This is a genomic window from Hoyosella rhizosphaerae (assembly GCF_014643175.1).
Classification (GTDB): domain Bacteria; phylum Actinomycetota; class Actinomycetes; order Mycobacteriales; family Mycobacteriaceae; genus Lolliginicoccus; species Lolliginicoccus rhizosphaerae.
In genome coordinates, this window is the sequence record NZ_BMJH01000001.1 from 463747 (window position 1) to 488024 (window position 24278).

The window sequence follows — 24278 nt, forward strand, 5'->3', positions numbered from 1 at the left end:
TACTTAACTTACCCGTTTGCCGGTTTCGATCCGATGCGTAGCCGTAGGACTCGCGCTGACTGCTCGCACCACAGCAGTGTTTCCGTCTCGAAGGCCCTACCCCGCAGGCCTGTCAGGTAAGGGCCGATGCGGCTGTTGGAAGCAAGGTAGGTTTCTTCGTCCGTGCCGCCACGTAACTCTCGGAGCAGCTTGTCGAAAAGTGTGATCTTGGCGCGGGCCTGCACGGCGCGTTCCTCAAGCTGCTCGATGAGCTCGGCGTGTCCGCCGACCTCGCAGGCCCGTACTTTGACTAGCAGGTCATCCCGAATAAATGAGGGGCGTGAGGGTTCGGTGATGAACTGGGTAAGCGTCTCGGTGCCTGGGTCGGCAAGGCTGAATAGCCGCTTGTTGGGGCGGCCTTGCTGGATCACAACTCGGCCGGTGATCAGGCCTTCTTTTTCTAGCTTGGTCAACTCGCCGTAGAGCTGTTGCGGAAGTGCGTGCCAATAGTTCGACACGGAAACGTCGAAGGTTTTGGCGAGCTGATAACCCGACATATCTCCGTCGAGTAGTGCCGCGAGGACGGCGTGCCGCAATGTCACGAGGCAGCCTCCTTCGCTAGTCAGTTATTGACATAGTCATATTTAAGACTATGTTTGCTGTGACCCACATTACACAAGGAGTCCACTCGTGCACCCATTCCGCGCTGCGGTCGAGGCCAATGACTTTTCAAACCTGCCCAGCATCTTCTCCGAGGACGTTGTATTCCGTAGCCCCATCGCTCACCGCCCCTATCAGGGTCGCGACATGGTGGCCCTGATCCTGGGCGCCGTCACCCAGGTGTTCGAGGATTTCGAGTATGAGAAGGAGATCTCTGAGGGAGATGATCACGCGCTGATCTTCCGTGCCCGTGTCGGCGAATTCGAACTGCAGGGATGCGATTTCCTCCACACCAATGCCGACGGCCTCGTCGATGAGTTCACCGTCATGTTGCGCCCACTGAAGGCCACCACAGCCTTCGCTGAAAAGATGGGCGTCATATTCGCGGCCGCTATGCGACAGCGGGAGGCAGGCCAGTAAGTGGCGTCGACGTTGGGTCGAACGTGACGGCGGGGCGACCCAGTGCACAACGAGGGCAACCCAGCACAGACGGAGAGGGCGTGCCAAGAATGCTCGGCACGCCCTCGTTTCGCGTAGGACTACGCTGCAGATTTCGCCGGGGTCCGGTTACCGAATTGTGCGCTGATGACCTTTGCCGGTGCCGATTTGACCTTGCTGCCGAAGTCGTTGGGTAGCGACAACCTAATGACCTTTTTCCACGCGGAGGCGACCTGCTTGGGTAGCGGACCGCTGACGTAGTTGAGGTTGTAGCGGTCGAACACTGCGCGCACCTGTGGGGCGATTTCCTGGTAGCGGTTGCTCGGCAGGTCCGGGAACAGGTGGTGCTCGATCTGGAATGACAGGTTGCCGGTCATGAAGTGCGTGACCTTGCCGCCGGAGATGTTGGCCGAGCCAAGCATCTGGCGCAGGTACCATTCGCCCTTGGTTTCGCCGTCGATGGATGCCTTCTCGTAGGTTTCTACCCCTTCGGGGAAGTGCCCGCACATGATCACGGAGTGGGTCCACCAGTTGCGCATCAGGTTGGCGACGACGTTGGCGGCGAAGGTGGTGGGTGCGGAGGGGCCGGAGAGCAGCGGGTGCACCAGGTAGTCCTTGGTGGCCTGCTTGCGGATCTTGGCGAGTACGCCCTTCTTTTTGCGGTCGAACTCCTCTTTGGGGATCCGGCCCTTCATGTATTTGCCGATTTCGAGGTCGTAGGCGGCGATGCCGTACTCGAAGACGCACGCGTTGATGAAGTTCCACAGCGGCTGGGCGAGGTAGAACGGCATCCACTTCTGATCCTCGTCGACGCGCATGATGCCGTAGCCGAGGTCGTTGTCTTTGCCGATGACGTTGGTGTAGGTGTGGTGCAGTTCGTTGTGGGAGTGCTTCCACATGTCGGCAGGTGAGGCGTTGTCCCACTCCCAGGTGGTGGAGTGGATCTTCGGGTCGCGCATCCAGTCCCACTGGCCGTGCATGACGTTGTGGCCGATTTCCATGTTTTCGATGATCTTGGCGATCCCGAGGCCTGCGGTGCCGAGTAGCCATGCCGGCGGGAACAGTGAGACGAGCAAAACTCCGCGGCTGCCTAGCTCGAGGTAGCGCTGAAATTTGATTACCTTGCGGATGTAGTCGGCGTCGCTCTCGCCTCGGGCATCGAGGACTTGCTGGCGGATCGCGTCGAGCTCGCGGCCGATGTTTTCGATGTCCGCGGCGGTGAGGTGGGCGATTGCGTTGTTGGGCTTCTTCTGGATGACAGTCATGTCAGGTAAGTCCTTATACGTCAAGGGTGCAGGGGCCCGCGGCGGCGGACACGCAGGTCTGGATGAGGACTCCGTCGCCTTCGGCCGCTGAGGTGATCTCGCCGTTGCGGAGGTCACGAACAACGCCGTTGCGCAGTGGGATGACGCAGCCGAAGCACACGCCCATCCGGCAGCCCGATGGCATGAGCACGCCTGCGGATTCTCCGGCGTCGAGCAGGGATTCGGAGCCTGCCGATTCGACGGTGGTGCCAGCGCGCTCGTAGGTGACGGTGCCGCCGTCCCCGGCGACGATCGGGGTGATGCGGAATCGTTCGGTGTGTAGCTGATCGGCGATGCCGAGGGCCGTCCAGCGCTGCTCGATGCCATCGAGGAGTTCGGCGGGACCGCACGCCCATGCCTCGCGCTCGGCAAGGTCGGGAACGAGCATGTCCAGCTCATCGATGCTGAGGCGGCCGCTGGTGGCGGTGTGGCGTTCGATCAGCGTGATGCGGCCCTGGCGGTGCAGTGTGCGGAGCTCCGCGCCGAAGATCGCGTCGTCGGCGGTGGGTGCGGAATGCACCACGATGACGTCTTCGAGTTGGTCGATCGCATTGCGTAGCATGCCCATCACTGGGGTGATGCCGCTGCCTGCGGTGACGAACAGGGCTTTCGCGGGATGCTCGGCGCCTAGGGTGAAGTCCCCGGCGGCATAGTCGAGGTGGACGATCGTGCCCACGGTGGCGTGGTGCACGAGGTGGTTGCTGACGGTGCCGCCTTCGATCGCTTTGACGGTGATGGAAATGCACCCGTCGGCGCTGCCAACCTCAGAGGTCAGTGAGTAGGTGCGCCACTGCCGCACGCCATTGACGTCGATGCCGATGCGGGCGTACTGGCCGGGGGTGTGGGGCCGCCAATCGCGGCCAGGTTTGATGACGACGGTCACCGCGTCGGCGGTCTCGCGGTGGATTGCTGTGATCCGTCCGCGCAGCGCCGAACCGGACCGCAGGGGCGCGACCAGATCGAAGTAGTCCGAGGGTAGCAGTGGTGTGGTTGCCAGCTCGGCCAGCCTGATCAGCCGGTCACGCAGGGTGCCGGGTGCGAGTGTTTTCGAAGCCCGTATTGTCATACCTTCACTTTCCCCCACACATGGGGATAAAGTCTTGTCCAAACCGTGTGAATAAATTGGCTTGTTTTATCCTCAAGGAACAAAAATGCCACGATCGGACGCTGGGCGGGACCCTGGTCGCGTTACCGGGCTAGCTTTGGACCCCGAGATCATCACCGCCCTGCAATCAGCACTGCCCCGGATTGCAGAGCAGACGGTGGCAGCTGTCACCATCGAGGTGCCCAGCTATTCGCGTGCGTTTAGCGGTCGGATGGGCCGAAACATTGAAACCGCGGTGCGCATGACGCTGGGCGCACTGGTGCAAATCGCCGCGCGCACCGAGGATTCGATTCACGCGTCGCCGCTGCCTGCAGCGCTCGACGCGGCATATGAACTCGGCAGGGGAGAAGCGCGCAACGGCAGGTCCACGGACGCATTGCTTGCGGCTTACCGGGTCGGTGCCCGCGCATCCTGGCGCGAAATGGCGGCCACAGCAGTGTCTGGTGGCCTACCTGCACTGTCGGTCGCCCGGTTCGCGGAACTGGCGTTCGCGTTTATCGACGAACTCTCCGCCGCCAGCATTGCCGGACACGAAGACGAAAGCGCCACCTCCGGCCGCGTCCGGCAACACTATCTCGATCAACTGGGACAGAAGATCCTCACAGGGAGGTCGGACGACACACTCATCGCCGGTGCTGAGCGTGCCAACTGGCAGCCACCGTCAACCCTGACGGCAGTACTGCTACCCATCGCACAAACACGCGGCCTCGTATCCCGATTTGGCGAATCCACCTTGCACATCACAGAGGATCTACCCGAGGTCGACGCATCGGACTCACTCGCACTCCTGTTTGTCCCAGACATGGGCGGCGCAGCCCGAGCCGAACTCATGCAGCGCCTCGAAGACAGGACCGCCATCGTGGGCCCACCCCGCGAATGGATGCAGGCACGCTCCTCGTACGATCGGGCCCTACGTACGCGAGCACTTGTGCCGACGGGCACGAAAGGCCCTGTCGACTCCGACGACTATCTCGTTCAGTTGATTCTCACCGCGGACGAACAGGCGTTAGCGGACCTACGGCAGCGCACACTGGCACCACTATCAGACTTGCGCGGAGCCACAGCGGAGCGCCTCGAAAAAACGCTCCTGTCCTGGCTCTTGCACTTAGGGCAACGCGACCGTGTGGCCGCCGACCTCTATGTCCACGCACAGACCGTGAGATACCGCATGTCGCAAGTTCGCGACGTCTACGGAGACCAACTCAACGATCCGCGCACAGTGCTCGAGCTCATAGTCGCACTGTCGGCCTCGGAATAAGAACACATAGTCACGGGCCGATTGTGTGAGCTGCCAAACTAAGCCAGCGGGGTTTGGCAGCACAGCCATGTTCATAGGTCGCGTTAACCCGGAGTATCAGTATGACTCGGGTCATGTTTAGCAAAAATTCTGCTCTGCATCACAGTCGATGCCAGTGGCCACGACCCGGGAACTCATTCGTTATTACCGAGTCAATCCTCTGGAGATCTGATGACTGTGCCCGACCGGCCTTCACGCTGGTACCAATCGCGTTTCGCGCGCCTTGTACTCACCTTGGGCATAACCTTGCCCCTCGCTTTCTCCGCGTTGTTCATGTGGGCCATGTGGAATCCCACGGAAAAGCTGAGTGAACTCCCCGTCGCGCTCGTCAATTCCGATCAACCTGTCGGCGAGGGTGAAGATGCCATTAACGCGGGCGCAGAAATCACCCGTAACTTGGTCGATAGTGGCGCGTTGAACTGGCAGGTCGTCGCCCACGATGAGGCGGCTGCGGGGCTACGTTCTGGGGATTACTACTTCATCGTGGAGATCCCGTCAGACTTCAGCCAGACGCTCAGCACATTGTCCGATGGTGCTACGGCACCGGCAAATATCGCCGTCACCTACAACGACAACAACACAACGATGGCATCGACTGTCGGTACACGCGTGATGACCGCGGTCAACGCCGCACTGCTGGAATCCACCTCCAGCCGGGCTGTCGGAACAATGTTGACCGGAATGAACGATATTGGTGTTGGCCTCAGAGAGGCATCTGAGGGATCTGGTCGACTCTCTGACGGAACCGCTCAACTCGCCGACGGTGTCGACGAACTTGTCGGCGGCGTTACTACTCGCCTTGCCCCTGGCATGCGCGAAGCAGCCGATGGTGCGACCGCACTTTCATCGGGTGCGACCCAACTCTCAAGTGGGCTGACTCGACTGCAGAACGGCACCGTCGAACTCGGTGCAGGCGCCCAGCGGCTTTCGGACGGAATCAGCACATTGGCGGCGAGAATCGACGCCGACAATACATCTGCTGAGCGAATCCGCCTGGTGCAGTCACAGTTGTCGTCGATTTCTACCCCTGCTAGTCAGGAGATTTCGTCTGTCCTTGACCAGGTCGCCGCGCTTCTCGATGGAATTTCACAGCTAGAAGCGGGAAGCGCCGAACTTGCGCGCCAACTGACGGACCCGTCCGCCGACTACCGCTCAGGTGTTGATGCGCTCACCGTGGGTGGGGCACAACTTGCCACCGGTGCCAGCGCACTCTCTGACGGGCTGGGTCGCCTGGACGACGGGGTTAGTTCGCTTGCCGAGAACCTACCTAGACTGCAGGAGGGGAGCCGTCAGGTCGACAACGGGGCAAGGCAGCTCTCAGAGGGCCTCGGCTCGGGAGCTGCACGTGTGCCTGACTTGAGTGACGATTCAGCGCGTAGTTCACTCGCTTCGCTCGTAAGTACTCCGGTCGCACTGCAGTCGGACTACGTGGCTGCGAAAACTGTTCCAGGTTCTTCACAGCTCGGACCCGGCGCTATTCCAGTGCTCCTAGCGGTGGCCTCAGCTCTCGTCGCTGTGTTGGTGTGGATGTCCTTCCGTGTGTCAGGGGAGGATCGCAGGTTGGGGGCTCACCCCCGTCGCCCTCTGCGACGTTTGTTGGCCGTATCAGTCGTGAGCGTGGTGGCGATGGCAGCACTGTTGGCAACGATGTGGTCGATTGTTAGCCCCGCTCCAAGTCCAGCGCACCTCGGCCAGGTTGTGGCGATTGTCGTTGCGGCAACTTTGATGTCAGTCGCATTGACCGGCGCAGCTTTCCGCATATTTGGCTACGCAGGCGGCGCTCTGGTGTCACTTGCGGCGTGGATGCTGCAACTGTTCGCTTTCGGGGGTATTTGGATGGTGGAAACCGTCCCAGCACCGCTGCGAGCTCTGCATCCGGTCGCGCCGATGACGTACACACGCGAAGGACTCATCGCAGCCTTCAACGGCGGTCCCGGCTTTGCGTCTGCTCTCGCGGTAGTTCTGGGCATCACCGCCATCGGCCTGCTCGGCCAGTTCGCCGCCCACCGCAAACAAGCAGCAAACCCCGAAATCGCACCCCTGAACAACGAAGAATCCACGGATTTCGTGGGGGTCGATCACGGTGAGCTAGTCGGCGCTGTGCCTCAGCGTTAACAAACTCAATGCAGGACCGCTGCCCAGCTCCAGTGACTTCGCGTCACAGAGCAGGGCAGCGGTGTTGTATTGACGCGAATGGGACACAGCGGCTCTGACAGGCCGATACCATCACGTCATGACTGAGTCGCCGAAAGCGGACAACGCGGCGCTCGACAATCTGGCGTATGCCCTGCATCAGCGCCTCGACGCGCAGACCGACGCGATCGTCGCACTGATTCGCCGCAGCGTGCCTGAGTACGACGTGTTGCCCATCGAGGATGTCCGTTTCGGGATCGTCGAGATCGTGCGTGAGGTCATCGCCCAGGTCGCATCACTTCAGGTGGATGCCACCCGAATTGCCCCGCTCGCGGATCTTGCGCGAAGGCGCGCCGAGCAAGGATTCCCTTTGGGTGCATTGACCCGAAGCATTCAGCTTGGGGCACGTTATCTGCTCAGCGAGGCCGACACACTCGCCCCCAAGTACCACATCGATGCGCCGACGATGCTGAAAGTGCATGACTTCGCCTGGCAGTTCGTCACCGATGCGGCGAGTGTCATCGCCGAGATTCAACGTGACATTGCTATCGATGCGGGGCATCGGGAGAGTGGCCGCCGCGCAGACTTTCTGCGAGGGGTGCTGCATGGCACCCTCGCGCCAGCCAGGCTCGCCACGGAGGCTCGGGTTTTCGGCATCGATCCCACAGCCCGGTACTTTCCGCTGCGAGCGCGGCCTTCAGGGCAACAAGCGGAGGACCGGATTTCGTCGGCCATTCGACGCACAAGCACCACCGCGCGTCACAAACCTGTCCTCGCAGTCCTCGAAGGTGACCTCGTGGGGCTGCTCCCGCAACCGCCAACGCTGCCGGAAAATACCCTCGCTGCCCTCGGTGAAGCAGTGCGTCTGAGCCAAGCAGCTGACTCGTTCCGGTCGGCGAGCCTCGCACTCGACGCCGCCGCAGCGTTCGGGCGCGAGGGCGTGGTGACGTTAGCTGATCTTGGCCCGCTACCACTTGCATTGATGGCCGACGACCTCGCCGCGACCGTGGAACAACAGTATTTTCGTGATCTCGATAGTGACTACGAAGCAAACAGGGATATTGAGCAGACTGTGTGGACATTTTTCGAATGCGACCTCAATGCTGACGCCGCGGCGGAGAAGCTGCATGTCCATCGCAATACTGTGCGCTACCGGCTCGGCAGGTTTCGCGAAATCACCGGCCTAGACGTTCGGGCGAACACGCATGACTTCGTATTGGCCTGGTGGGCGCTTGCACGGCGGGCGCGTCAACGACAGTGACGAGCGCCAGGCCAATCAGTGGCTTTTCACTCGGCGGCTGGTTCGAACGTCCTAGACTTGCGGAATCGTAGCTCGGCTCGTCCGCTGCAACCGAAGCGAGGGGATCGATGGTTTTCGGCAACGGCGCCGCTGGCCAACTGATTGGCACTGTCCGTGCGGTCTCTCGTGGCGCGACTGGACCTATCCGGCGGCCGTTGTCGGGTTTAATTCCGAGGTTTAGGCCAGGCACCCTTGAGGATCGTGATCCTGACGCGATGCGGGAAATATTGCCTGGCGTGTGGCTTCTCGTCAGCATTTGGTTTCGCCCCGAAGTCCGTGGGTTGCACCATATTCCACGCGAGGGCCCGGCGCTGATCGTTGGAAACCACACCGGTGGTTTGCAGTCCCCGGAGGTGTTTATCTCCAATCTCGCGATCGCGTCCTATCTGGGAACGGAACACCCGTTCTATCAACTTGCCCACCGGATGGTGTTGAACTCGCCGTTCGCGTGGATGTTGCGGCGTTTTGGCACCATCGAAGCGGATCCGCGGAACGCTGATTTGGTCCTGTCGGAAGGTGCGGTGCTGCAGGTGTTTCCTGGCGGTGACTACGAGGTTTTCCGGCCGACTTGGGAGTCAGCGAAGATTGATTTCGGTGGCCGCAAAGGATTCTTGCGCCTCGCCCACAAACACAATGTTCCGATCGTGCCGCAGGTGACTATCGGTGGACAAGAAACCGCGTTCTTTCTGTCGCGCGGCGAGTGGCTGGCCAAATTACTGCAGGTGGACCGTACTCTGCGGCTTAAGACGATTCCCATCATGCTTGCTCTTCCGTACGGGATCGCGCCGCCGTTTATGCCATTTGTGCCATTGCCGTCAAAGATCGTGATTCAGTACGGAACACCCATTGACCTGCGCGCGGAGTACGGTGACGATCCAGATTGGGATGTTGCTTACGACGAGGTGGTGGGACGTATGCAGTACATTCTGACGTCCCTGCAGGCGGAACGAAAGCTTCCGGTGATCGGATGAGGTTCGAGCTACGTATCGATATTGACGCGCCACCGCAGAAGGTGTGGGAATTGTGCGCGGACCCGGTGGGCATTGGTCGGCTTATCGGCACCGACATGACGGTGGAACCACGTACCCCTGGTCAAGAACCTGGGCTTGACGGTCGTTACCGCGTGCTCATCAAAATGGGAGCGGCCCTCGCTGGCGGTGATGTCATCATCGTTAACTTCACCCCTGCGCGAGAGTTTGCGTGGCACGCGTTCACTGGGGTGGATCACAGGTTCCGGCTTCGTTTGCGACCCGCGCAGGGTGGGCGGACATCTGTGACGTTGCGTTTCTCCTACGACGCGCCGGGCCTGCTGGGGTCGGTTTCCGACCTCGCTGCCTATCCAAGGCTACGAGGAATGTTCACCCGTGCTCTGGAAGCGGCGAAGAAAGAACTTGAAGAAGGTGCCCTGAGCCACCCACCGACGCCGTCGATCCCGATGCGTGTCGTGCGGGAACTAGGAAACATTGTCGTTCTTGCTAAAGCCGGTGTCGTTCAACCCATCCGGCCTGATCGGCTGCTTCGGATTGCGTGGGCGGCTCGTACGTGGGGACTGAGTTTGGGGACGTCGGTGGCTACAGGTGCAGTGCTGCACCCCGATACGCCGATGATTATCGACGAGCGCGGACCGTTCAGCTATGCGGACGCAGATCGACGAACGGATGTCATCGCTCGTGCGCTGCTCGACAATGGGCTCACCGAGGGCGACATCATCGGCGTGCTTACGCGTAATCACCGTGGCTTTATTGACGCCGTGGTGTCCGCGGCCAAGATTGGGTCCGATGTGGTGCTGCTCAACACTGGTTTTTCGAGTCCTCAAGTGGGCGAGGTGTGTCTGCGTGAGGGCGTTTCAGCGATCATTTTCGACGCTGAGTTTGATGCTCTCCTGTCTGATTGCCCTCAGAATATTGTGCGCATCATCGCGGACGCGCACGCGAAAGCTGGCGTAGCTAGTCTTGATGCCTTCGCTTCGTCGAACAGTGGGAGGAGAGCGCCCGTTCCCGGACGGGCGGGTCGGGTGACGATTTTGACCTCCGGTACGACTGGGACGCCACGCGGAGCGAACCGTGGAGCTATCGGTGCTAGCGGCGTTGTCACGTTGGAAGCTCCTGCGGCGCTGCTTGATCGGATCCCGCTGCGGGCTGGGATGCGAATAGGGTTGGCGGCTCCGATGTTTCACGCTTGGGGCATCGCGAACCTAGCGCTTGGGTTGAGCCTCGGCGCGACCCTCGTGACGTTGAAGTTCTTCGACGAAGAGGCATGGCTTGCTGAAATTGAACGATCCCAGTGTGAGGCCTTGATCGCGATCCCCGTGATGTTGCAGCGCATCCTGGAACTACCAGCGGACGTCCGCCGAAAGTACGACACGTCGACGCTACGAGTTGTGGCGGTTTCGGGCTCGGTGATACCTGGTGATCTCGCGACTCGGTGGATGGATGCTTTCGGGGATAATTTATACAACTTGTACGGCTCAACGGAGGCCGCCAACGCCACAATTGCGACACCTGAGGATCTTCGCGCCTCACCGTCGACAGCTGGTCGGCCAACACGCGGGACCACGGTGAAACTGTTGGATGACGACGGCTTGGAAGTTCCGCAAGGCGAAGTCGGTCGAATTTTTGTCGGCAATGCCCAACTGTTTGAGGGCTACACCGGAGGTGGGGATAAGGAGCGTCGTGGGGGGTTGCTCGCCACGGGTGACCTTGGCCGATTTGATGAAGCTCGACGTCTGGTGGTGGTCGGGCGTGATGACGACATGATTGTTTCTGGTGGGGAGAATGTGTTCCCCTATGAGGTGGAAAACATCCTTGCGCTGCACCGCTCAGTGCGGGAGGCGGCGTGCATCGGGGTTGAGGACGATCATTTTGGCCAGCGCCTGCGTGCCTTCGTGGTGCTGCGTGACGGGGAGTCTGTCACTGCCAATGAGTTGAAAGACTTTGTGCGCGATCATCTCGCTCGCTACAAGGTTCCACGGGACGTGCGATTTGTGGAATCGTTGCCGCGCACTACTACGGGAAAAGTGCTCAAACGGGAGCTAGTTTCGGATTGAGGTTGTGGGGCAGACGACGCCGAGGACAAAGTCGGTGATTTCTTGGCCTAGTTCCGTGATCGTGCTCGGCGAATCGTGGACGAGATGCCCGACAATCATTTCCATCCCACCTCCAACGATGCCGCGAACGATAGTGCGGTTGAGCGGCGGCAAATCGGGGCTGGTGCTTGACCTCAAAAGGTGCAGTGTGGCTGCGGCAGTATCGACGAATTGGTTGATGGCGGCGTCGCGGCGGCGGCGCACTTCGTCACCTGCGCCGAGGACTTCGAGGAAGAACATGCGCGCAGCGGCGGGATAGGTAGCGAGGACGGTGAGCAGGGCGTGGACCGCTGCGCTTATTCCGTGGGGGGTAGCTAGGTCGGCGCGATTGTCGGCGGTTAATCCGGAGTCTCGAAGGAAGCCGTCGAATGCTCCGTAGGCAGCGAGGATGACGGCTTCTTTGGAGTCAAACATTTCGTAGAAGGTTTTGCGTGATACGCCCGCTTTTTTGACGATGTCCATCACGGTGGTGGCAGCGAATCCGTTGTCGCCGAAGAGTTGTATGGCCGCATTGACGATACGGGCAGATTGGCTGCTTTTGACTTCGGCTCGTGAAAGATTGTGGCGATGGCGGGGGAGGTGGCCGTCAAATCGGTCGGGGATGAGCGCATCGTGTTGGATGTTTGCCACGCCTACGCCCTCTCGTCATGGTTCGGAGTTTCAGTGTAGGAGTCTACGTGTATCACCCGTTGACTTTCCAGAAACAGGCTGTACTCTGACACTGAGAATTAGAGAAACGCTATGTATCTGGATGGCCTATGAGGGGGCAAACGATGAACCGCTACCCAAAAATCGATCTCACAAACGCCACCGTGGTCATCACCGGCGGCGCTCGCGGTATCGGCGCCGCCACGGCACGTGCGTTCAGCAAGCGTGGTGCCACAGTCTGGATTGGAGACCTTGATGCGGCGCTAGCTCAGGAAACGGCCACCAGCATCCCGCGCTGCCACGCCACCGAACTCAACGTCACCTCTGAAACATCGTGGACAGAGTTTCTCAGCACTGTCGCAATCTCATCGGGATCAATAGACGTACTCGTCAACAACGCGGGCGTGATGCCGCTCGGCGGGTTCCTTGAGCAACCAAGCGAACTATCCAAGCTGATTCTCGACGTCAATGTCCACGGCCCCATCAACGGGGTCAAAGCAGCGTTACCTGGAATGCTCGAACAGGGCCGCGGACACATCGTCACAGTGGCATCAATGGCAGGCAAACTCCCCATCCCCGGCATGGTCGTCTACAACGCCAGCAAATTCGGCGCAGTAGGGTTATCCCTCGCCCTGCAGCACGAATACGCCAACAGTGGCGTCAGCTTCAGCTGTGTTATGCCCAGCGCAGTGCGCACCGAACTTTCCTCCGGTGCCACCCTGACCGGCATCCCCACGGTCAATCCTGAAGACGTCGCAGACGCCATTGTGAACACCGTACACACCCGAGCACAGCAAGTGTCAGTGCCACGTTTTGTCAACCCTGCCGTAGCACTCATGGACGCTGTAGTACCGGAAAGGCTCGAACGACTCGCACGGCAAATATTCGGTGACCGCAGGGCGCTTGACGGTATAAACCGTAATGCCCGACGAGCCTACGAAGATCGCGTTGCCAGCCAAACAGTTGCCAGCCAGGGTGGTGCGGAGTGAGACGCGGACTCGTACTCGGATGTGGCGGCACCCTGGGCGGTGCCTGGATGATTGCAGCGTTGAAGGCGATTGAAACGCAATTGGAGTGGGACCCGCGCACTGCAGACGTCCTCCAGGGCACATCAGCCGGAGCCGAACTGGCCACCATGCTGGGCAGCGGCGTAAGCGTCGACGACCTGGTTGCGATGCAGAACGGTTCGACGACAGACCCACGGCTGCAGGCCCATCTCGCTGACACCCCAGGAATGATTCCACCTCTTCCGCGTGCCGCTCTAGGATCGTTTGGACTCTTCCGGCGCGCACAGGGTGTCGTGGCGCTGTCAGGACTGGCCCCACGTGGCAGTGGAAACCCCGCATGGCTGACGCGACTCGCTGAGAGCCTCAACCCTGACGAGACCTGGGTCGAGCACCCCGATACCAGGCTTGTCGCCTTGGACTACGACACAGGCAGTCGTGCCGCGTTCGGAATTCCTAGCAGCCCGCCTGCGACCATTGAGCAGGCTCTTCGGGCGTCGTGGGCCATCCCAGGGTGGTTCCCGCCCGTCCAGATTGGGGATCGCCGATACGTCGACGGTGGTGTCGCATCAACAGCATCGGTGGACTTGCTTGCAGCCGACGAACTCGACGAACTGTTCATCCTCGCACCCATGGCGTCGATGTCCGGGGCACGCGCCCCGGGGTTGAGCGGTTTCGCTGAAAACCAAGCACTCCGCAAAGGCATGACGGCAACACTGCGCAAGGAAATCGCCGCCGTCGAGGCAGGCGGGACACGAGTGTTTCTCCTCGATGCCCCAGCGCACGACCTTGCCGTATTGGGCGGCAACTTCATGGACTATCGGCGCCGCGAACGCGTCTTCACTTACGCGATCAATGCGCTCGAACAGCGCGTGCAGGCTTGGGAGGTACAGAAGTGAGTGTTCGAAAAACTGTCGTCATCATTGGCGCTGGAATGTCCGGCATCGCCATGGGCGCCACGCTACGCAAGGCCAACATCGACGACTTCGTCATCCTCGAAAAGGGGTCGGACGTCGGGGGAGTATGGCACTGGAACCGATACCCAGGGCTAGCCTGTGACGTCCCTTCCCATCTCTACCAGTACTCGTTCGCGACCAAACCGGACTGGTCCCGCGTGTTCGCAACAGGCCCGGAAATCCAGCGGTATCACCGCGACGTCGTCGAAGAACACGGCCTCACGCCCTTCATTCGCACCAGCACCGAAGTGACGTCCGCGCGATTCACACCGACCGGCTGGGTTGTCGAAACAGCCGCAGGCGACACCTACGAATCTGACTTCCTCATCGCCGCAACGGGCGTGCTCCATCACCCCAACATCCCCGACATCAAGGGCCTCGACACGTTTACCGGCCCTGTCGTCCACACCGCCCGGTGGGACGATTCCGTAGAAACAGACGGACGCAGAGTGGCCGTCATCGGCACAGGGTCCACCGGCGTACAACTCGTTTCAGCATTGCACAAGCACGCAGCCCAAGTAACTCAGTTCTCGCGCACACCGCAGTGGGTCCTGTGGGGTCCGACAGATATTAAACAACCCGCGATCCTTGGTGCCGCACTTCGTCGACTTCCCGGCCTCAATCGCGCCGTGTATAGCTCGTCGTTGTGGGCATCAGGCATCCTCGCGGACATCACCACACGCGACACCTGGAGACGGTCCCTTGTGCAAGCCGCAGCCCGGGCGCACCTCCGCACCGTTCGTGACCCCATTTTGCGCGCCAAGCTCACCCCCAACTACGAGCCCCTATGCAAGCGTCAAGTCGTGTCCGGGACGTTCTACAAAGCAGCACAACAACCCAACGTGGAGATTGTGGACACGGGCATCGACCGCATCACCGAAACGTCCATCATCGCCGCTGACGGCACCGAACGTGAATTCGACATCATCATCCTGGCCACGGGGTTCAAAGCGCACAGTTACATGCGCCCGATGAACCTTGTTGGCAGAGATGGCCTCACGATCGACGATGCCTGGGCGAAAGGACCCCGCGCCTACCGGATGACCGCGATCCCTGGGTTCCCCAACTTCTTCACCATGCTCGGCCCCAACTCACCCATCGGTTCAATCTCACTGCAATACACAGCAGAACTCACGTCTCGTTACATTCTGCAGATGATTCAACGATTCCAACGTGCCGAGTTCACCGCCGTCGAACCAACTGAAGACGCCACCAACGAGTTCAACGAGCAAGTACGCGACGCGTTAGGCTCCACAATCTGGACCACCGGCGGGTGCAACTCCTGGTACCACAACGACGACGGCACCATCGACCTGTGGCCGTTCGACCGCAAGACGATGACACGAATGCTCACCGTGCCCGACGATCGGCACTATCACTTCACGAGGGGCTGATCTGTCAGACGGCAGGTTTGGGTGACTTCTTCTTGCCGAAGTACAAGAATCCGGCAGCGAGCGAACCGATGAACAACGCCAACATGCCGGCAAAGAACCACCCGGCACCGAAGCCCACAATGAGCGGAATGGATCCCGCGGTAATGAGACCGCCACCGAAGAATGGTTCCAGCACCAACTGCTTGTAGCCGAATGCGGGGTACGCCGGCGTTTTCAGATCGGGGTCAGCCACACGAAGCAAGATCAAACCGGTGGACGTCACACCCAAGGATTGACCAACGTCAGCGATGGCACGTTCAAACCAGTAGTCAGGCATCACGTGACGAGCAATCACGATAAACGCAAACAACGCCCACGCCAGGCCCGTTACCGCAAGTAGCACGAATGGCCAGAAGTTCGCAGCAATGGCGAGAAGCGACAAAGTGCCCAAGGCGGCAACGATAAGGACATCCAACGACACACCCTGAATGCGTTCGACGAGTTGCCGGTCTACGATGTCGTGTTTGTCGAAGGTTTGAATCGCGATCTGAACGATGATGCCACCGATCATCGCGACCGGGAACAGCGGCACGAAGGCGATGATCTCGATGCTGTCGGCCCACAATTGTTGCTCAATCCATCGCAGGCTCTCCAAAATGATCCACCCGATGAGCACGGCCGTGGCGATGAGACCGAAGTGAAGCGTCAACGGCTCAATCGAAGCGGGCTGCACAGTAAGTGTGCCGGCGCTCTTGCGGTTGTCCTTCTCAACAAGACCAGCTTGCTCAGCGACGGAGAGGTTTCCTTTTTCCTTCAGCTGCGTGGTCTTGCCGGTGCGCACACCCCAGTTGATGAGAATGATGCCGACAACCACACCGGACAGGATGCCGATGGTAGCCAGGCCAAGGGCAAGATCCTGGCCCTCAGGGAAGCCGAACTCTGCGAAAGTTTCGGCCATACCAGCTGCTGTGCCGTGCCCGCCTTCGAAACCAATCTCAATAAGTGTTCCGGAAATGATGGGCATGCCAAAGACAGGTCCCAGAACAAGGAACGCGAGCAATAGTCCGAGAACGTACTGGCCACTACCCAACGCCATGCCGAAACTGATCTGTGGTCCGGCCACATGGAAGGCCTGTTTCAGGGTGGGCAATCGATGGCCCAGGAACAGTGCCGCAAAAATCATCGAGATAAGAAGACCCGGCAGCGAACTCCAGACAGTCAAGATGCCTTCAGTGAAGATGCCCGATTCGGCGAACCGGTCTGTTCCTAAAGCAGACATGAGCCGCCCAAAAACGTCCGGACCCAGAAGTAAAACGAGCGCGCCGCCAATAATTGAACTCGGGATAAAAAGCCGCTGGGCGAAACGCCACTTCACCCGAATAATCTTCGATATCAGCATTACTAAGCCGATGAGAAGCAACGAAAAACCAATAACATTGGCGGACATTGACATCCTTCCCCGCGCGTTAACTCAAGCAGCAGCACAGGCGGCGCTGTGATGGTGATGAAGAAAAACTACAGCACACTAGAAGGTGCTGTGACTTCAACCAAGAGATCAAGAACGCACGGATTTGACCAACTTTTTGATAGAGGCAACAGAAAAATAGGACATACGCAATAAATCCACCAAACTTTCGCCCGCATATGCGCAATGCTCGGGGCACACGGCACGGTGCAGCAAGAAAAAATTTAATGCCGCCGTAACGATGGTCAGTGCTTACGACCCCGCGCAAAGTACACGATAGGGCCAACGAAATTGATCGCAATGATTCCGGCCCATTTCGCCTTCGGGCCGTTTACCTCAGCCGCGGGGCGGCAGGCGAGGTCCGACCACGCGGACACAGCGAGGCTGATTTGAACGGCCACTGCCCCGATGAGTACGCCGCGCTGGGCCGGGGTGAGATCTTCCCATTTGATCATGAACTTGAATTTAGCCCACGCGGGCTGCGGAGCACAGGTGCCGAAAGTCCCTAAACGCTGTCGGTCATGACGGGGGAGAGTGCCTTAATTGTCAGCAGCATCTTCCGGCTCATCACGAAACTGATGGGCTCCAATAGCAGTCGACCGAAAGTGAGTCGGCTTCGCAGTGATTCTCCGTGGGTGCTGCCGCCCCGTTCAATCAGTCTCGTGCGCCCACTACCTTCGGGCGTCAGGTGGAACCCCCAGACGGTCGAATCGCCCGACTGCGCATCCGAGGCGAAGAGCACTAGATGCCGCTCTACTTCCATCATCGCCACCGTCAAAGGAGGCGCCTTCGGATGGAGGCGGATCGAATCCCCCACCTCAAGGTTCTGGCAATGAGGGAGGATTTGGTTCGCGTTGGTGATCCTGCAGCCGACGAGATTTTCAAGAAGTTCGTAGCTATAAAAGCCTCCGCAACCTTGCCCAATCTGCACGATCCACGGCCACACCTGTCCTGGTGGCGCATCAACCGTGACCCCGTGCGTGTAGCTCCAGCATGGATTCGGCAGTAGTGCATCACCAGGGTACGCACGCTGTCTTTCACTAGGGGTGGTACCCCACGTAGTGCGCCAGTTCCGAAGGGGACGACCAAGGATTACGTGGATCTTCATCAGCGCGATGCCACTGAACGTCTCGATGACTGTTCGCACAACTCTGCGGACCGGTTGGAAGTTGACGCTGCGACGGGTCGTCATACTGTCCATCGTCCGCCGCGCGGGGAGTGTGGAACAAGAGTCGGCGGGTCCTTCAGTCATAGGACCATTGACCCAGATGACGATGCCCTCGGGCCCTAACCGCAGGTGACCACAAGGCGGATACTTAAGGCTGAAGCACGGAGGAACCTTGAGTACAGGACGCGCAAGCATCGATCTCTATTGGCTCCCACTCGGAGCGGGCGGCACTGTTGTCCGCTGGAATGGACGCCTCTACGAGGCTTTATCTGCGCGGCGCAACCATAGACCTACCGCAGACCTGTACCACGCGGCGCTCCTTGTCACCGAACATGGCCACACATTCTCGATCGAAATGGGGCCAGTGTGGAATCTCAAGGAAGCCCAACGCGGCGTCGTGAGGGTCGGCCCGGTTGGTGCTCGATGGTTGGGCCGATTTCGGTTGTTCCGATACGAAATCCGCTGCTGGCGAGACGGTCGTATTCCCGACTTAGCGGAAGCAGTGGATGGCCCACGCCGCGTCAGCACCGATGAAGTCCATGCCGCGACCATCCTGAAACTTGTTCACTCAGCGCCGACGTTGACGTGGGGCCGCGATGAGCTGCAAGTGGGCGACATGTGGAACTCGAACTCGCTTGTCTCGTGGCTTCTTGCTAGGACAGGACTCGATACGTCTGCAATTACCCCACCAGAGAATGGGCGAGCACCGGGCTGGGATGCGGGCCTAGCGCTGGCCAACTCTCAAATTGGGCAAGGGCGTCCAGGGATTACGCTGAACGAAGCCCGGCGTTCTCCTTGACCAATGCTGCTGCGACATCTCTTAGTTTCTCGTTGGTGGCCTGAGACATCTGCCGGAGAATCTGAAAAGCCTCATCGGGTGAACAGTGGTGTTGGCCCATCAGGATGCCTTTGGCCTGCTCAATCACCGCCCGAGAGGCTTGAGCCTCGCGCAACTGGTTGTTTTCCTGCGCGAGAGCGAGATAGGTTTCACGGTAGCGGGGCAGAGCGCGACCTACTGTCCCGAGTTGACGCACCACGTCCCACCAGTGGTCGTCATCTGCCTCTGCAACTGACAATGTTCTAGCCAGCGACGCCAAAACACAATCGAGAGCCGTTATATCTTCAGCATGCTGAACTACTCCAATCACCGTGCCGTCATTGCCAACCAACGGCTGATGATTCAACGTCCAGACTTTTTGGATAAAACCACCCGGTGTTGCTGGGTCGGGAATGTCGTAACGCTGCACCCACAACGTGTTTGACCTCCGGCAGCGCAGCACCCGTTCGTAGGAGCCTCTAACTCGGTCAACCTGATTTTCTGAATTATCGGGGCTGTCGGGAAACAGATCGAATAGTAAATGATCTTGCATTTCGCCACGTGAGAGCCCAGTCGCCGCTTCGTAAGCTTCGTTAAAACCCCGGATGCGAAAGTCGCGGTCAATCAGTACACACCCGGTCGAGGTGTTCTTGCGTGAATATTCAACCTCAGCACACCGGAAAGCCGATTCATGCGCCCGTTCAAGAGCTGACCTGCCGACCAATGTGGTTCCTCCCTTCAGAAGGGGACCATAAATCCTCAATCTTGAAGCTTAGCGGGATCCGAACCGTTGGATACGGTTTCGCGCAAACAGGGTTAGTTAGCTTTCGTCCGCTGCGGACCGATTAGCCACCACCCAGGCGACCCAGAGAATGACAGGCGCACAGAGCGTGATCCAAGTGACGGCACCCATGAGTTCCCGGCTTTCCGATAGCCACAGAACACCCAAACCAAACGCAACGAAGGCAACCACAACCAACGCTTTAGCCCACGACGGTAGCCTCGGGTCTTTGCCCCAATTGTTGGCGTAGCGAGGTGCGGCGCCAAACAGTTCCTCCGGGTGCTGCCCAGTTGAGGACGACTTCTGCTCAACTTCAGCGACAATAACGCGGATAGTGCTTTGAGGAACCTTGCGAACTGAAAGCTCCGTAACAAGCTTGTCGAGATACTGAACCGGCCCGGGCGCGCCCATATACTTTTCCTCGACACTCGTGCGGACAAAAACAAACCAATGGTACCCGTATCTGGCCAGAATGTGACCTGGCTCATGGTGGTGCGGGTAACAACCGCGGCGGGGAATCGCACTTTACCTACTGATCCCTCTAGGCCGAGTAATCAGCAGTAGCGTGGGAGCGGAAAGCGCAGTCGCTCGGTGATAACCCGCAGTCAGCCTCACGAAGGAACACTCACATGCCAAATTCGGACCACGGGACAACAAACAATGCGCCCACCCTTGCGCCACCGCTGACAGCCGTCGCTATTGCTACGCAACCCTCCGCTGCCGAAGAAGCCCGCACCATCGTTGCGTCGACCAACTTCGGAACCCTCGCCACCCTCACGTCTGGCGGTGACCCGTGGGCTTCGTTTGTCACCTACGGAACACTGCACGGCGACCCCGTATTGTGCGTGTCCACCCTTGCCGAGCATGGCCGCAATCTCGCTGACGATCCTCGGGCGAGTATCGCCGTTGTGTCACCCGAAATGGCTGATGACCCTCTCGCTACCTCACGCGTGACTCTCGCAGGCGTAGCTGAACGCCCCACCGCCGATCAGCTATCAGCAGCCCGTGATGCCCACGTAGGTGCTGTTGCCGCAGCAAAATACTATGTCGACTACTCAGACTTTCAACTGTGGGTGTTGCGCGTTCAACGGGTTCGCTGGGTTGGTGGCTACGGGCGGATGGCCTCAGCTTCGGGCGTCGATTACTCTGCTGCACAACCTGATCCAGTGATGGGTGCGTCCGGGCACGCGGTGGCGCATCTCAACGCCGATCATGCTGATGCGCTCTTGGAAATGGCCCGTAATCTCGGTGGATACCCGGATGCGACACAAGCGCGTTGCGTTCGTGCGGACCGGTATGGGCTGAGCCTGACTGTGACTACGCCACGTGGGTGGGCACCTACTCGGGTGGGTTTCCCTAATCCCATCGCTAGTGCGGACGAACTGCGCAGCGCCACTATTGAACTGGTACGGCTTGCTCGGCTCGTCAAAAGCTAGACCTGAGCAGCTCCACGGCCGCCACGGACTGTGTGTCAACTACTGTGAAGTGATGGTGATTGCATTTTCCGTCGCGCCAGCAGGGAACATGTCGGGTGACTCGATGTCTGACGCTGTCGCAGCCGCAGTTCGCGTCGTTCGAGAATCTGGACTGCCAAACCGCACCGATGCCATGTTCACGACCATCGAAGGCGAATGGGACGAGTGCATGGCGGTAGTTAAAGGCGCATGCGATGCGGTCGGGCAGTATGGTGCTCGCGTGTCTCTTGTGCTTAAAGCAGACATACGGCCCGGCCGCAGCGGCGAACTCGACGGCAAAGTTGACCGTGTCGAGGCGAAACTTCGTGAACTTTAGCTGATCACCCCGGTACCTTGACGAGACCTGGCACTACGACGCGTCGCAGACCAATCATGCCCAAAGTGGCAGCGCATGCGTAGAGGTCGTTGACTCGGGCTGCGTCGATAACGTCGGCTGCGCCTCCAGTGGCCAGAACTGATCCGCGCTTGTTGAGAACCACTGCATCGTCGGCGAACCATAGTGCGTGGTTCGGATCGTGCGTGCAGACGAGTGCTCCATGTCCTTCGTCGACGAGGCTTCTGATTGTCTCCCATACGAGCATCTGGTTGCCGAAGTCGAGGCTCGCTGTTGGCTCGTCGAATAGCAGAAAACGAGCATTTTGAGCTAACGCCCGTGCGATGAGGACAAGTTGACGCTGACCCCCACTGAGGGTGGTGAACGAACGGTCCGCCAAGTGCAGCAAACTGAGCCGTTCGAGCGCGTAATGTGCGGCTTCTACGTCACTTGTTCGAGGGCCGAAAACGCCGCCGCGCTGGGGGTTGCGTCCCATCAGGACGATGTCGCGGACCAAGAATGAGAACGTGGTGGCGTGGTCTTGTGGAACGTAGGCGATGGCGCGAGCGATAGCTTCTGTGCGCCAGGATCGGATCGATTCTCCGTCAATGGAGACTTCCCCGGTGTGTTTTTGTGCCCCAATGATGCATCGAAAGAGTGTTGATTTTCCTGCACCATTAGGGCCAAAAAGTACACCGAGACGCCCTTCGGCTACGTCGACGGAAATCCCATCGAGAATCCGTTGCCCCCCGAGTGATGTGGTTACATCTCGAACACTGAGCATTTCTTACGTCCCCCACGAAGTTGACTTGCGGCGAAGCAACATGATGAGGAATGGTGCACCGATGGCTGCGGTGATAATTCCGATGGGAAGCTCACCCGAATGCAAAGTGCGGGCAAGGCTGTCGCACATCATCATGAATGATGCTCCAAGAAAAATGGAAAGTGGCACTACGGCACGGTTGTCTGCGCCGACGATCATGCGAGCTGCGTGCGGGATCAACAACCCGACCCACGCAATGATTCCAGCAACGGATACGGCTAGTGCGGTCAATGCCGTCGCGATTAAGACAATGGCTCTGCGGGTTGGTGCTGGGTTAACGCCTAGTGATCGGCATTCTTGGTCGCCTAGCGTCAGAAGGTTCAATCGCCATGCCAGCGCCCACAGTGCCGCAGCCCCGAGGATCGTCGCTGGCAGCACGAGCCATACGTCGTCCCAGCGGGCGGTGTAGAAGCCGCCGAGCACCCAAAAGACGAGGCGCCGCAGTTGGGCATCCGAACCGAAGTACTGGAACAGTGCGAAGATCGACATGAAGAATGATCCGACGATCACGCCGGATAGCACGATGGTTGTTGTGGATTCGCGCCCGCGGGCAAAGTATGCGGCTAGTGCGACGGCTAACGTGCCCATGATGAAGGCCGACAGTTGCATGGACAGGGGAATGTTGAGGAGAACCGACATTCCCGCTCCGCACGCCGCGCCCGCGGATACGCCAAGAATGTAGGGCTCGACGAGCGGGTTGCGAAAGGTTCCTTGGAAAGCGGTTCCGCTGGCGGCAAGGGCTGCGCCGACCGCCGCGGCGAGGAGGGTGCGTGGCATCCGGATGTTCCAGATGACGGTCTCTTGGGTGGAGTCTCCACCACCTGGCAGGCCTAGTCCGCCGGCGACCACACGGACAACGTCCCCGAGTGGAATCCAGTACGCGCCTGTGCAGATGGAGATGAGCAGCACGACGATGGTGGACAGTGCCGCTGCGATGATGGCGAGCCGTCTTTTCACCGCACCGCGTGCGGCCTCTGTAACAACTGAGGTCGCAGCGGTGTTCGTCTGACGGGTGAGTGTGTCAACCATTAGTTGTCCAGTTCGCCGCGGAATTGCTGGCCGTCGATTGCGTCGCGTGCAGATGCGTCGTCGAGGCCGAAAATGTCCTGGTAGTAGTCGAGTTCTTTCTGTGCGATATCAACATCGGCGAATGCTTCGGGGTATAGAACCGAAGCGACTTTGAGGAGCGCAATTGGGGTTTCGAGCGTGGCGCGCCATTCGTTGTAGCCCAACGCTGTCACGCGCTCGGAGCTGATCGCGCGCAGTGTTTGAACTTTGCTCCAGTCGATGCCTGTGTTGGCCCCGCCGTATACCTCGTCGAGTCCGATGTAACCTTCGTGGCCCGCCACGACGAGCACGTCTGGGTCAAGCGCGAGGAGCTTCTCTTCGGAGATGGGCACAAAAGTGCCACCGCCTGCAACATTGCGAGCGCCCAGCATGCTGGCGAAGAGTTCGGACTGAATGCTCTTTTCACCCATCAGGTATGCGATGGAGGCAAAGATGGCGACAGTCGGTCGTTCGTCGTCTGGCAGGTCTGGAATTTTGTTGACGACATCGTCGATGCTTGATTTCATGCCTTCGACGATGCTGTCGGTGGCGTCGCTACGGTCTAGGACGTCGCCGACCTTAGTAATGACGTCGTAAGCCGTGTCCATTGCGGGGTTGTCGAAGTTTGATGGCGACATGAACACGATCACAGGGATGCCGAGACGCTCGATCTGTTCGACGGCGTCTTCGTGCAGTTGGCGGTCTTCGTCGCTGGAAACCCAGGCCTCCAGGAACATCATGTCTGGGGCAAGTGAAGCGAGTACTTCGTAGTTGATTCCGCTCCACGGTGATCCGACGTCGGTGGCGTCGGCAATCGCGGGGACGATCACTTGGCGTGCAGGGTCGCTCTTAGTTGCGGGGTCTACCGCAACGATGCGGTCATCCTCGTTGAGAACGGCAAGTGTTTTAGCGACGAGGCCTTCCCATTCGAGTACGGCGATGCGGCTGGGATCGACTGGAACATCGACGCTTCGATCGAAGTCGTCGACTATTTGCAGGGTTTCGTCGCTAGTGGACGTTGGTTCAATAGCTTGCGAACACGCGCTGGTCAGGAGCAGTGCCCCTGTGAGCACCGCCAACACGCGGAGTTTGGTGACCATTGAGGTC

Annotated in this window: 24 protein-coding genes; 12 read left to right on the forward strand and 12 right to left on the reverse strand. The window is 59.5% G+C overall.

Translation table 11 applies throughout. The annotated features are described in order from the left end of the window. Window positions 1–8: 8 nt before the first annotated feature. The gene (locus IEW73_RS02100) at window positions 9–581 is read right to left on the reverse strand and encodes a PadR family transcriptional regulator (RefSeq protein WP_188670215.1); all 573 of its coding nucleotides are present in this window, start codon (window positions 579–581) and stop codon (window positions 9–11) included. 88 nt (window positions 582–669) lie between these two features. Here IEW73_RS02100 and IEW73_RS02105 point away from each other — a divergent pair, with 88 nt between their 5' ends. Next, window positions 670–1059, forward strand: a complete 390-nt coding sequence (locus IEW73_RS02105) for a nuclear transport factor 2 family protein (protein WP_188670217.1) — start codon at window positions 670–672, stop codon at window positions 1057–1059. A gap of 119 nt (window positions 1060–1178) precedes the next feature. On the opposite strand, the gene IEW73_RS02110 is transcribed toward IEW73_RS02105, so the two are convergent. Both IEW73_RS02110 and IEW73_RS02115 read right to left on the reverse strand, forming a co-directional pair. After that, a complete protein-coding gene (locus IEW73_RS02110) occupies window positions 1179–2342 on the reverse strand; it encodes a fatty acid desaturase family protein (RefSeq protein WP_188670218.1) in 1164 nt (387 codons plus the stop codon). A 13-nt stretch (window positions 2343–2355) separates the two neighbouring features. Further along, complete coding sequence (locus IEW73_RS02115; RefSeq protein ID WP_188672742.1) at window positions 2356–3447, reverse strand: ferredoxin reductase; 1092 nt, start codon at window positions 3445–3447, stop codon at window positions 2356–2358. Between the two features lie 85 nt (window positions 3448–3532). On the opposite strand from IEW73_RS02115, the gene IEW73_RS02120 reads away from it, so the two are divergent. The 5 genes from IEW73_RS02120 to IEW73_RS02140 all read left to right on the forward strand — a co-directional run bounded on the left by IEW73_RS02120 (window position 3533) and on the right by IEW73_RS02140 (window position 11262). Continuing rightward, complete coding sequence (locus IEW73_RS02120) at window positions 3533–4744, forward strand: PucR family transcriptional regulator (RefSeq protein WP_188670220.1); 1212 nt, start codon at window positions 3533–3535, stop codon at window positions 4742–4744. Between the two features lie 210 nt (window positions 4745–4954). Further along, a complete protein-coding gene (locus IEW73_RS02125) occupies window positions 4955–6898 on the forward strand; it encodes a YhgE/Pip domain-containing protein (RefSeq protein WP_188670222.1) in 1944 nt (647 codons plus the stop codon). Between the two features lie 118 nt (window positions 6899–7016). Beyond that, window positions 7017–8177, forward strand: a complete 1161-nt coding sequence (locus IEW73_RS02130; RefSeq protein ID WP_188670224.1) for a PucR family transcriptional regulator — start codon at window positions 7017–7019, stop codon at window positions 8175–8177. 107 nt (window positions 8178–8284) lie between these two features. After that, complete coding sequence (locus IEW73_RS02135) at window positions 8285–9187, forward strand: 1-acyl-sn-glycerol-3-phosphate acyltransferase (RefSeq protein ID WP_188670226.1); 903 nt, start codon at window positions 8285–8287, stop codon at window positions 9185–9187. Beyond that, window positions 9184–11262: an AMP-binding protein gene (locus tag IEW73_RS02140; RefSeq protein ID WP_188670228.1), complete on the forward strand. Its 2079-nt coding sequence runs from the start codon at window positions 9184–9186 to the stop codon at window positions 11260–11262. The genes IEW73_RS02135 and IEW73_RS02140 overlap by 4 nt, the downstream gene beginning before the upstream one ends. Here the strand turns inward: IEW73_RS02140 and IEW73_RS02145 are convergent. Continuing rightward, window positions 11248–11931 (reverse strand): TetR/AcrR family transcriptional regulator, encoded by a 684-nt coding sequence (locus tag IEW73_RS02145; protein WP_188670230.1) that lies wholly within the window; start codon window positions 11929–11931, stop codon window positions 11248–11250. The two genes, IEW73_RS02140 and IEW73_RS02145, sit on opposite strands and share 15 nt — an antisense overlap. A gap of 143 nt (window positions 11932–12074) precedes the next feature. Between IEW73_RS02145 and IEW73_RS02150 the strand changes: the two genes are divergently transcribed. Genes IEW73_RS02150 through IEW73_RS02160 form a run of 3 tightly spaced genes read left to right on the forward strand, consistent with a single transcriptional unit; the run spans window position 12075 to window position 15303 of the window. After that, window positions 12075–12938 carry an SDR family oxidoreductase gene (locus tag IEW73_RS02150; RefSeq protein WP_188670232.1) on the forward strand — a complete coding sequence of 288 codons (864 nt, stop codon included), beginning with the start codon at window positions 12075–12077 and terminating at the stop codon, window positions 12936–12938. Then, the gene (locus IEW73_RS02155; protein WP_229675677.1) at window positions 12935–13852 is read left to right on the forward strand and encodes a patatin-like phospholipase family protein; all 918 of its coding nucleotides are present in this window, start codon (window positions 12935–12937) and stop codon (window positions 13850–13852) included. The genes IEW73_RS02150 and IEW73_RS02155 overlap by 4 nt, the downstream gene beginning before the upstream one ends. Further along, window positions 13849–15303 (forward strand): flavin-containing monooxygenase, encoded by a 1455-nt coding sequence (locus IEW73_RS02160; protein ID WP_268236251.1) that lies wholly within the window; start codon window positions 13849–13851, stop codon window positions 15301–15303. The genes IEW73_RS02155 and IEW73_RS02160 overlap by 4 nt, the downstream gene beginning before the upstream one ends. Before the next feature lie 4 nt (window positions 15304–15307). Here the strand turns inward: IEW73_RS02160 and IEW73_RS02165 are convergent, their stop codons facing one another. The 3 genes from IEW73_RS02165 to IEW73_RS02175 form a co-directional block, all read right to left on the reverse strand. Next, on the reverse strand, window positions 15308–16729 hold the full coding sequence (locus tag IEW73_RS02165; RefSeq protein ID WP_188670234.1) for a sodium/glutamate symporter: 1422 nt from the start codon (window positions 16727–16729) through the stop codon (window positions 15308–15310). A 263-nt stretch (window positions 16730–16992) separates the two neighbouring features. After that, on the reverse strand, window positions 16993–17202 hold the full coding sequence (locus IEW73_RS02170) for a hypothetical protein (protein ID WP_188670237.1): 210 nt from the start codon (window positions 17200–17202) through the stop codon (window positions 16993–16995). Between the two features lie 50 nt (window positions 17203–17252). Beyond that, on the reverse strand, window positions 17253–17939 hold the full coding sequence (locus tag IEW73_RS02175) for a hypothetical protein (protein WP_229675678.1): 687 nt from the start codon (window positions 17937–17939) through the stop codon (window positions 17253–17255). 148 nt (window positions 17940–18087) lie between these two features. Between IEW73_RS02175 and IEW73_RS02180 the strand changes: the two genes are divergently transcribed. After that, on the forward strand, window positions 18088–18714 hold the full coding sequence (locus IEW73_RS02180; protein WP_188670239.1) for a hypothetical protein: 627 nt from the start codon (window positions 18088–18090) through the stop codon (window positions 18712–18714). Here the strand turns inward: IEW73_RS02180 and IEW73_RS16500 are convergent. Together IEW73_RS16500 and IEW73_RS02190 are read right to left on the reverse strand one after the other, a co-directional pair. After that, window positions 18683–19495 (reverse strand): ANTAR domain-containing protein, encoded by an 813-nt coding sequence (locus tag IEW73_RS16500; RefSeq protein ID WP_308422157.1) that lies wholly within the window; start codon window positions 19493–19495, stop codon window positions 18683–18685. The genes IEW73_RS02180 and IEW73_RS16500 overlap by 32 nt on opposite strands. A gap of 57 nt (window positions 19496–19552) precedes the next feature. Next, window positions 19553–19924 carry a hypothetical protein gene (locus IEW73_RS02190; RefSeq protein WP_188670241.1) on the reverse strand — a complete coding sequence of 124 codons (372 nt, stop codon included), beginning with the start codon at window positions 19922–19924 and terminating at the stop codon, window positions 19553–19555. A gap of 218 nt (window positions 19925–20142) precedes the next feature. On the opposite strand from IEW73_RS02190, the gene IEW73_RS02195 reads away from it, so the two are divergent. Together IEW73_RS02195 and IEW73_RS02200 are read left to right on the forward strand one after the other, a co-directional pair. After that, window positions 20143–20949 (forward strand): HugZ family pyridoxamine 5'-phosphate oxidase, encoded by an 807-nt coding sequence (locus IEW73_RS02195; protein WP_188670243.1) that lies wholly within the window; start codon window positions 20143–20145, stop codon window positions 20947–20949. Between the two features lie 52 nt (window positions 20950–21001). Beyond that, window positions 21002–21304 (forward strand): thiamine-binding protein, encoded by a 303-nt coding sequence (locus IEW73_RS02200; RefSeq protein WP_188670245.1) that lies wholly within the window; start codon window positions 21002–21004, stop codon window positions 21302–21304. A gap of 4 nt (window positions 21305–21308) precedes the next feature. On the opposite strand, the gene IEW73_RS02205 is transcribed toward IEW73_RS02200, so the two are convergent. The 3 genes from IEW73_RS02205 to IEW73_RS02215 are packed head-to-tail and all read right to left on the reverse strand — an operon-like array spanning window position 21309 to window position 24271. Further along, a complete protein-coding gene (locus IEW73_RS02205; RefSeq protein ID WP_188670247.1) occupies window positions 21309–22085 on the reverse strand; it encodes an ABC transporter ATP-binding protein in 777 nt (258 codons plus the stop codon). Window positions 22086–22088: 3 nt separating this feature from the next. Beyond that, complete coding sequence (locus tag IEW73_RS02210; protein WP_188670249.1) at window positions 22089–23153, reverse strand: FecCD family ABC transporter permease; 1065 nt, start codon at window positions 23151–23153, stop codon at window positions 22089–22091. Beyond that, a complete protein-coding gene (locus IEW73_RS02215) occupies window positions 23153–24271 on the reverse strand; it encodes an ABC transporter substrate-binding protein (RefSeq protein WP_188670251.1) in 1119 nt (372 codons plus the stop codon). Before IEW73_RS02215 ends, IEW73_RS02210 begins: the two co-directional genes overlap by 1 nt. Between the last annotated feature and the right edge of the window lie 7 nt (window positions 24272–24278).

Coding starts and splice junctions, on each gene's coding strand:
- IEW73_RS02120 (WP_188670220.1), top strand. CDS start 3,533: ATGCCACGATCGGACGCTGGGCGGGACCCTGGTCGCGTTACCGGGCTA.
- IEW73_RS02205 (WP_188670247.1), bottom strand. CDS start 22,085: ATGCTCAGTGTTCGAGATGTAACCACATCACTCGGGGGGCAACGGATT.
- IEW73_RS02115 (WP_188672742.1), bottom strand. CDS start 3,447: ATGACAATACGGGCTTCGAAAACACTCGCACCCGGCACCCTGCGTGAC.
- IEW73_RS02110 (WP_188670218.1), bottom strand. CDS start 2,342: ATGACTGTCATCCAGAAGAAGCCCAACAACGCAATCGCCCACCTCACC.
- IEW73_RS02215 (WP_188670251.1), bottom strand. CDS start 24,271: ATGGTCACCAAACTCCGCGTGTTGGCGGTGCTCACAGGGGCACTGCTC.
- IEW73_RS02135 (WP_188670226.1), top strand. CDS start 8,285: ATGGTTTTCGGCAACGGCGCCGCTGGCCAACTGATTGGCACTGTCCGT.
- IEW73_RS02130 (WP_188670224.1), top strand. CDS start 7,017: ATGACTGAGTCGCCGAAAGCGGACAACGCGGCGCTCGACAATCTGGCG.
- IEW73_RS02210 (WP_188670249.1), bottom strand. CDS start 23,153: ATGGTTGACACACTCACCCGTCAGACGAACACCGCTGCGACCTCAGTT.
- IEW73_RS02170 (WP_188670237.1), bottom strand. CDS start 17,202: ATGATCAAATGGGAAGATCTCACCCCGGCCCAGCGCGGCGTACTCATC.
- IEW73_RS02150 (WP_188670232.1), top strand. CDS start 12,075: ATGAACCGCTACCCAAAAATCGATCTCACAAACGCCACCGTGGTCATC.
- IEW73_RS02125 (WP_188670222.1), top strand. CDS start 4,955: ATGACTGTGCCCGACCGGCCTTCACGCTGGTACCAATCGCGTTTCGCG.
- IEW73_RS02190 (WP_188670241.1), bottom strand. CDS start 19,924: ATGGGCGCGCCCGGGCCGGTTCAGTATCTCGACAAGCTTGTTACGGAG.
- IEW73_RS02175 (WP_229675678.1), bottom strand. CDS start 17,939: ATGACGACCCGTCGCAGCGTCAACTTCCAACCGGTCCGCAGAGTTGTG.
- IEW73_RS02140 (WP_188670228.1), top strand. CDS start 9,184: ATGAGGTTCGAGCTACGTATCGATATTGACGCGCCACCGCAGAAGGTG.
- IEW73_RS02195 (WP_188670243.1), top strand. CDS start 20,143: ATGCCAAATTCGGACCACGGGACAACAAACAATGCGCCCACCCTTGCG.
- IEW73_RS02165 (WP_188670234.1), bottom strand. CDS start 16,729: ATGTCCGCCAATGTTATTGGTTTTTCGTTGCTTCTCATCGGCTTAGTA.
- IEW73_RS02200 (WP_188670245.1), top strand. CDS start 21,002: ATGGTGATTGCATTTTCCGTCGCGCCAGCAGGGAACATGTCGGGTGAC.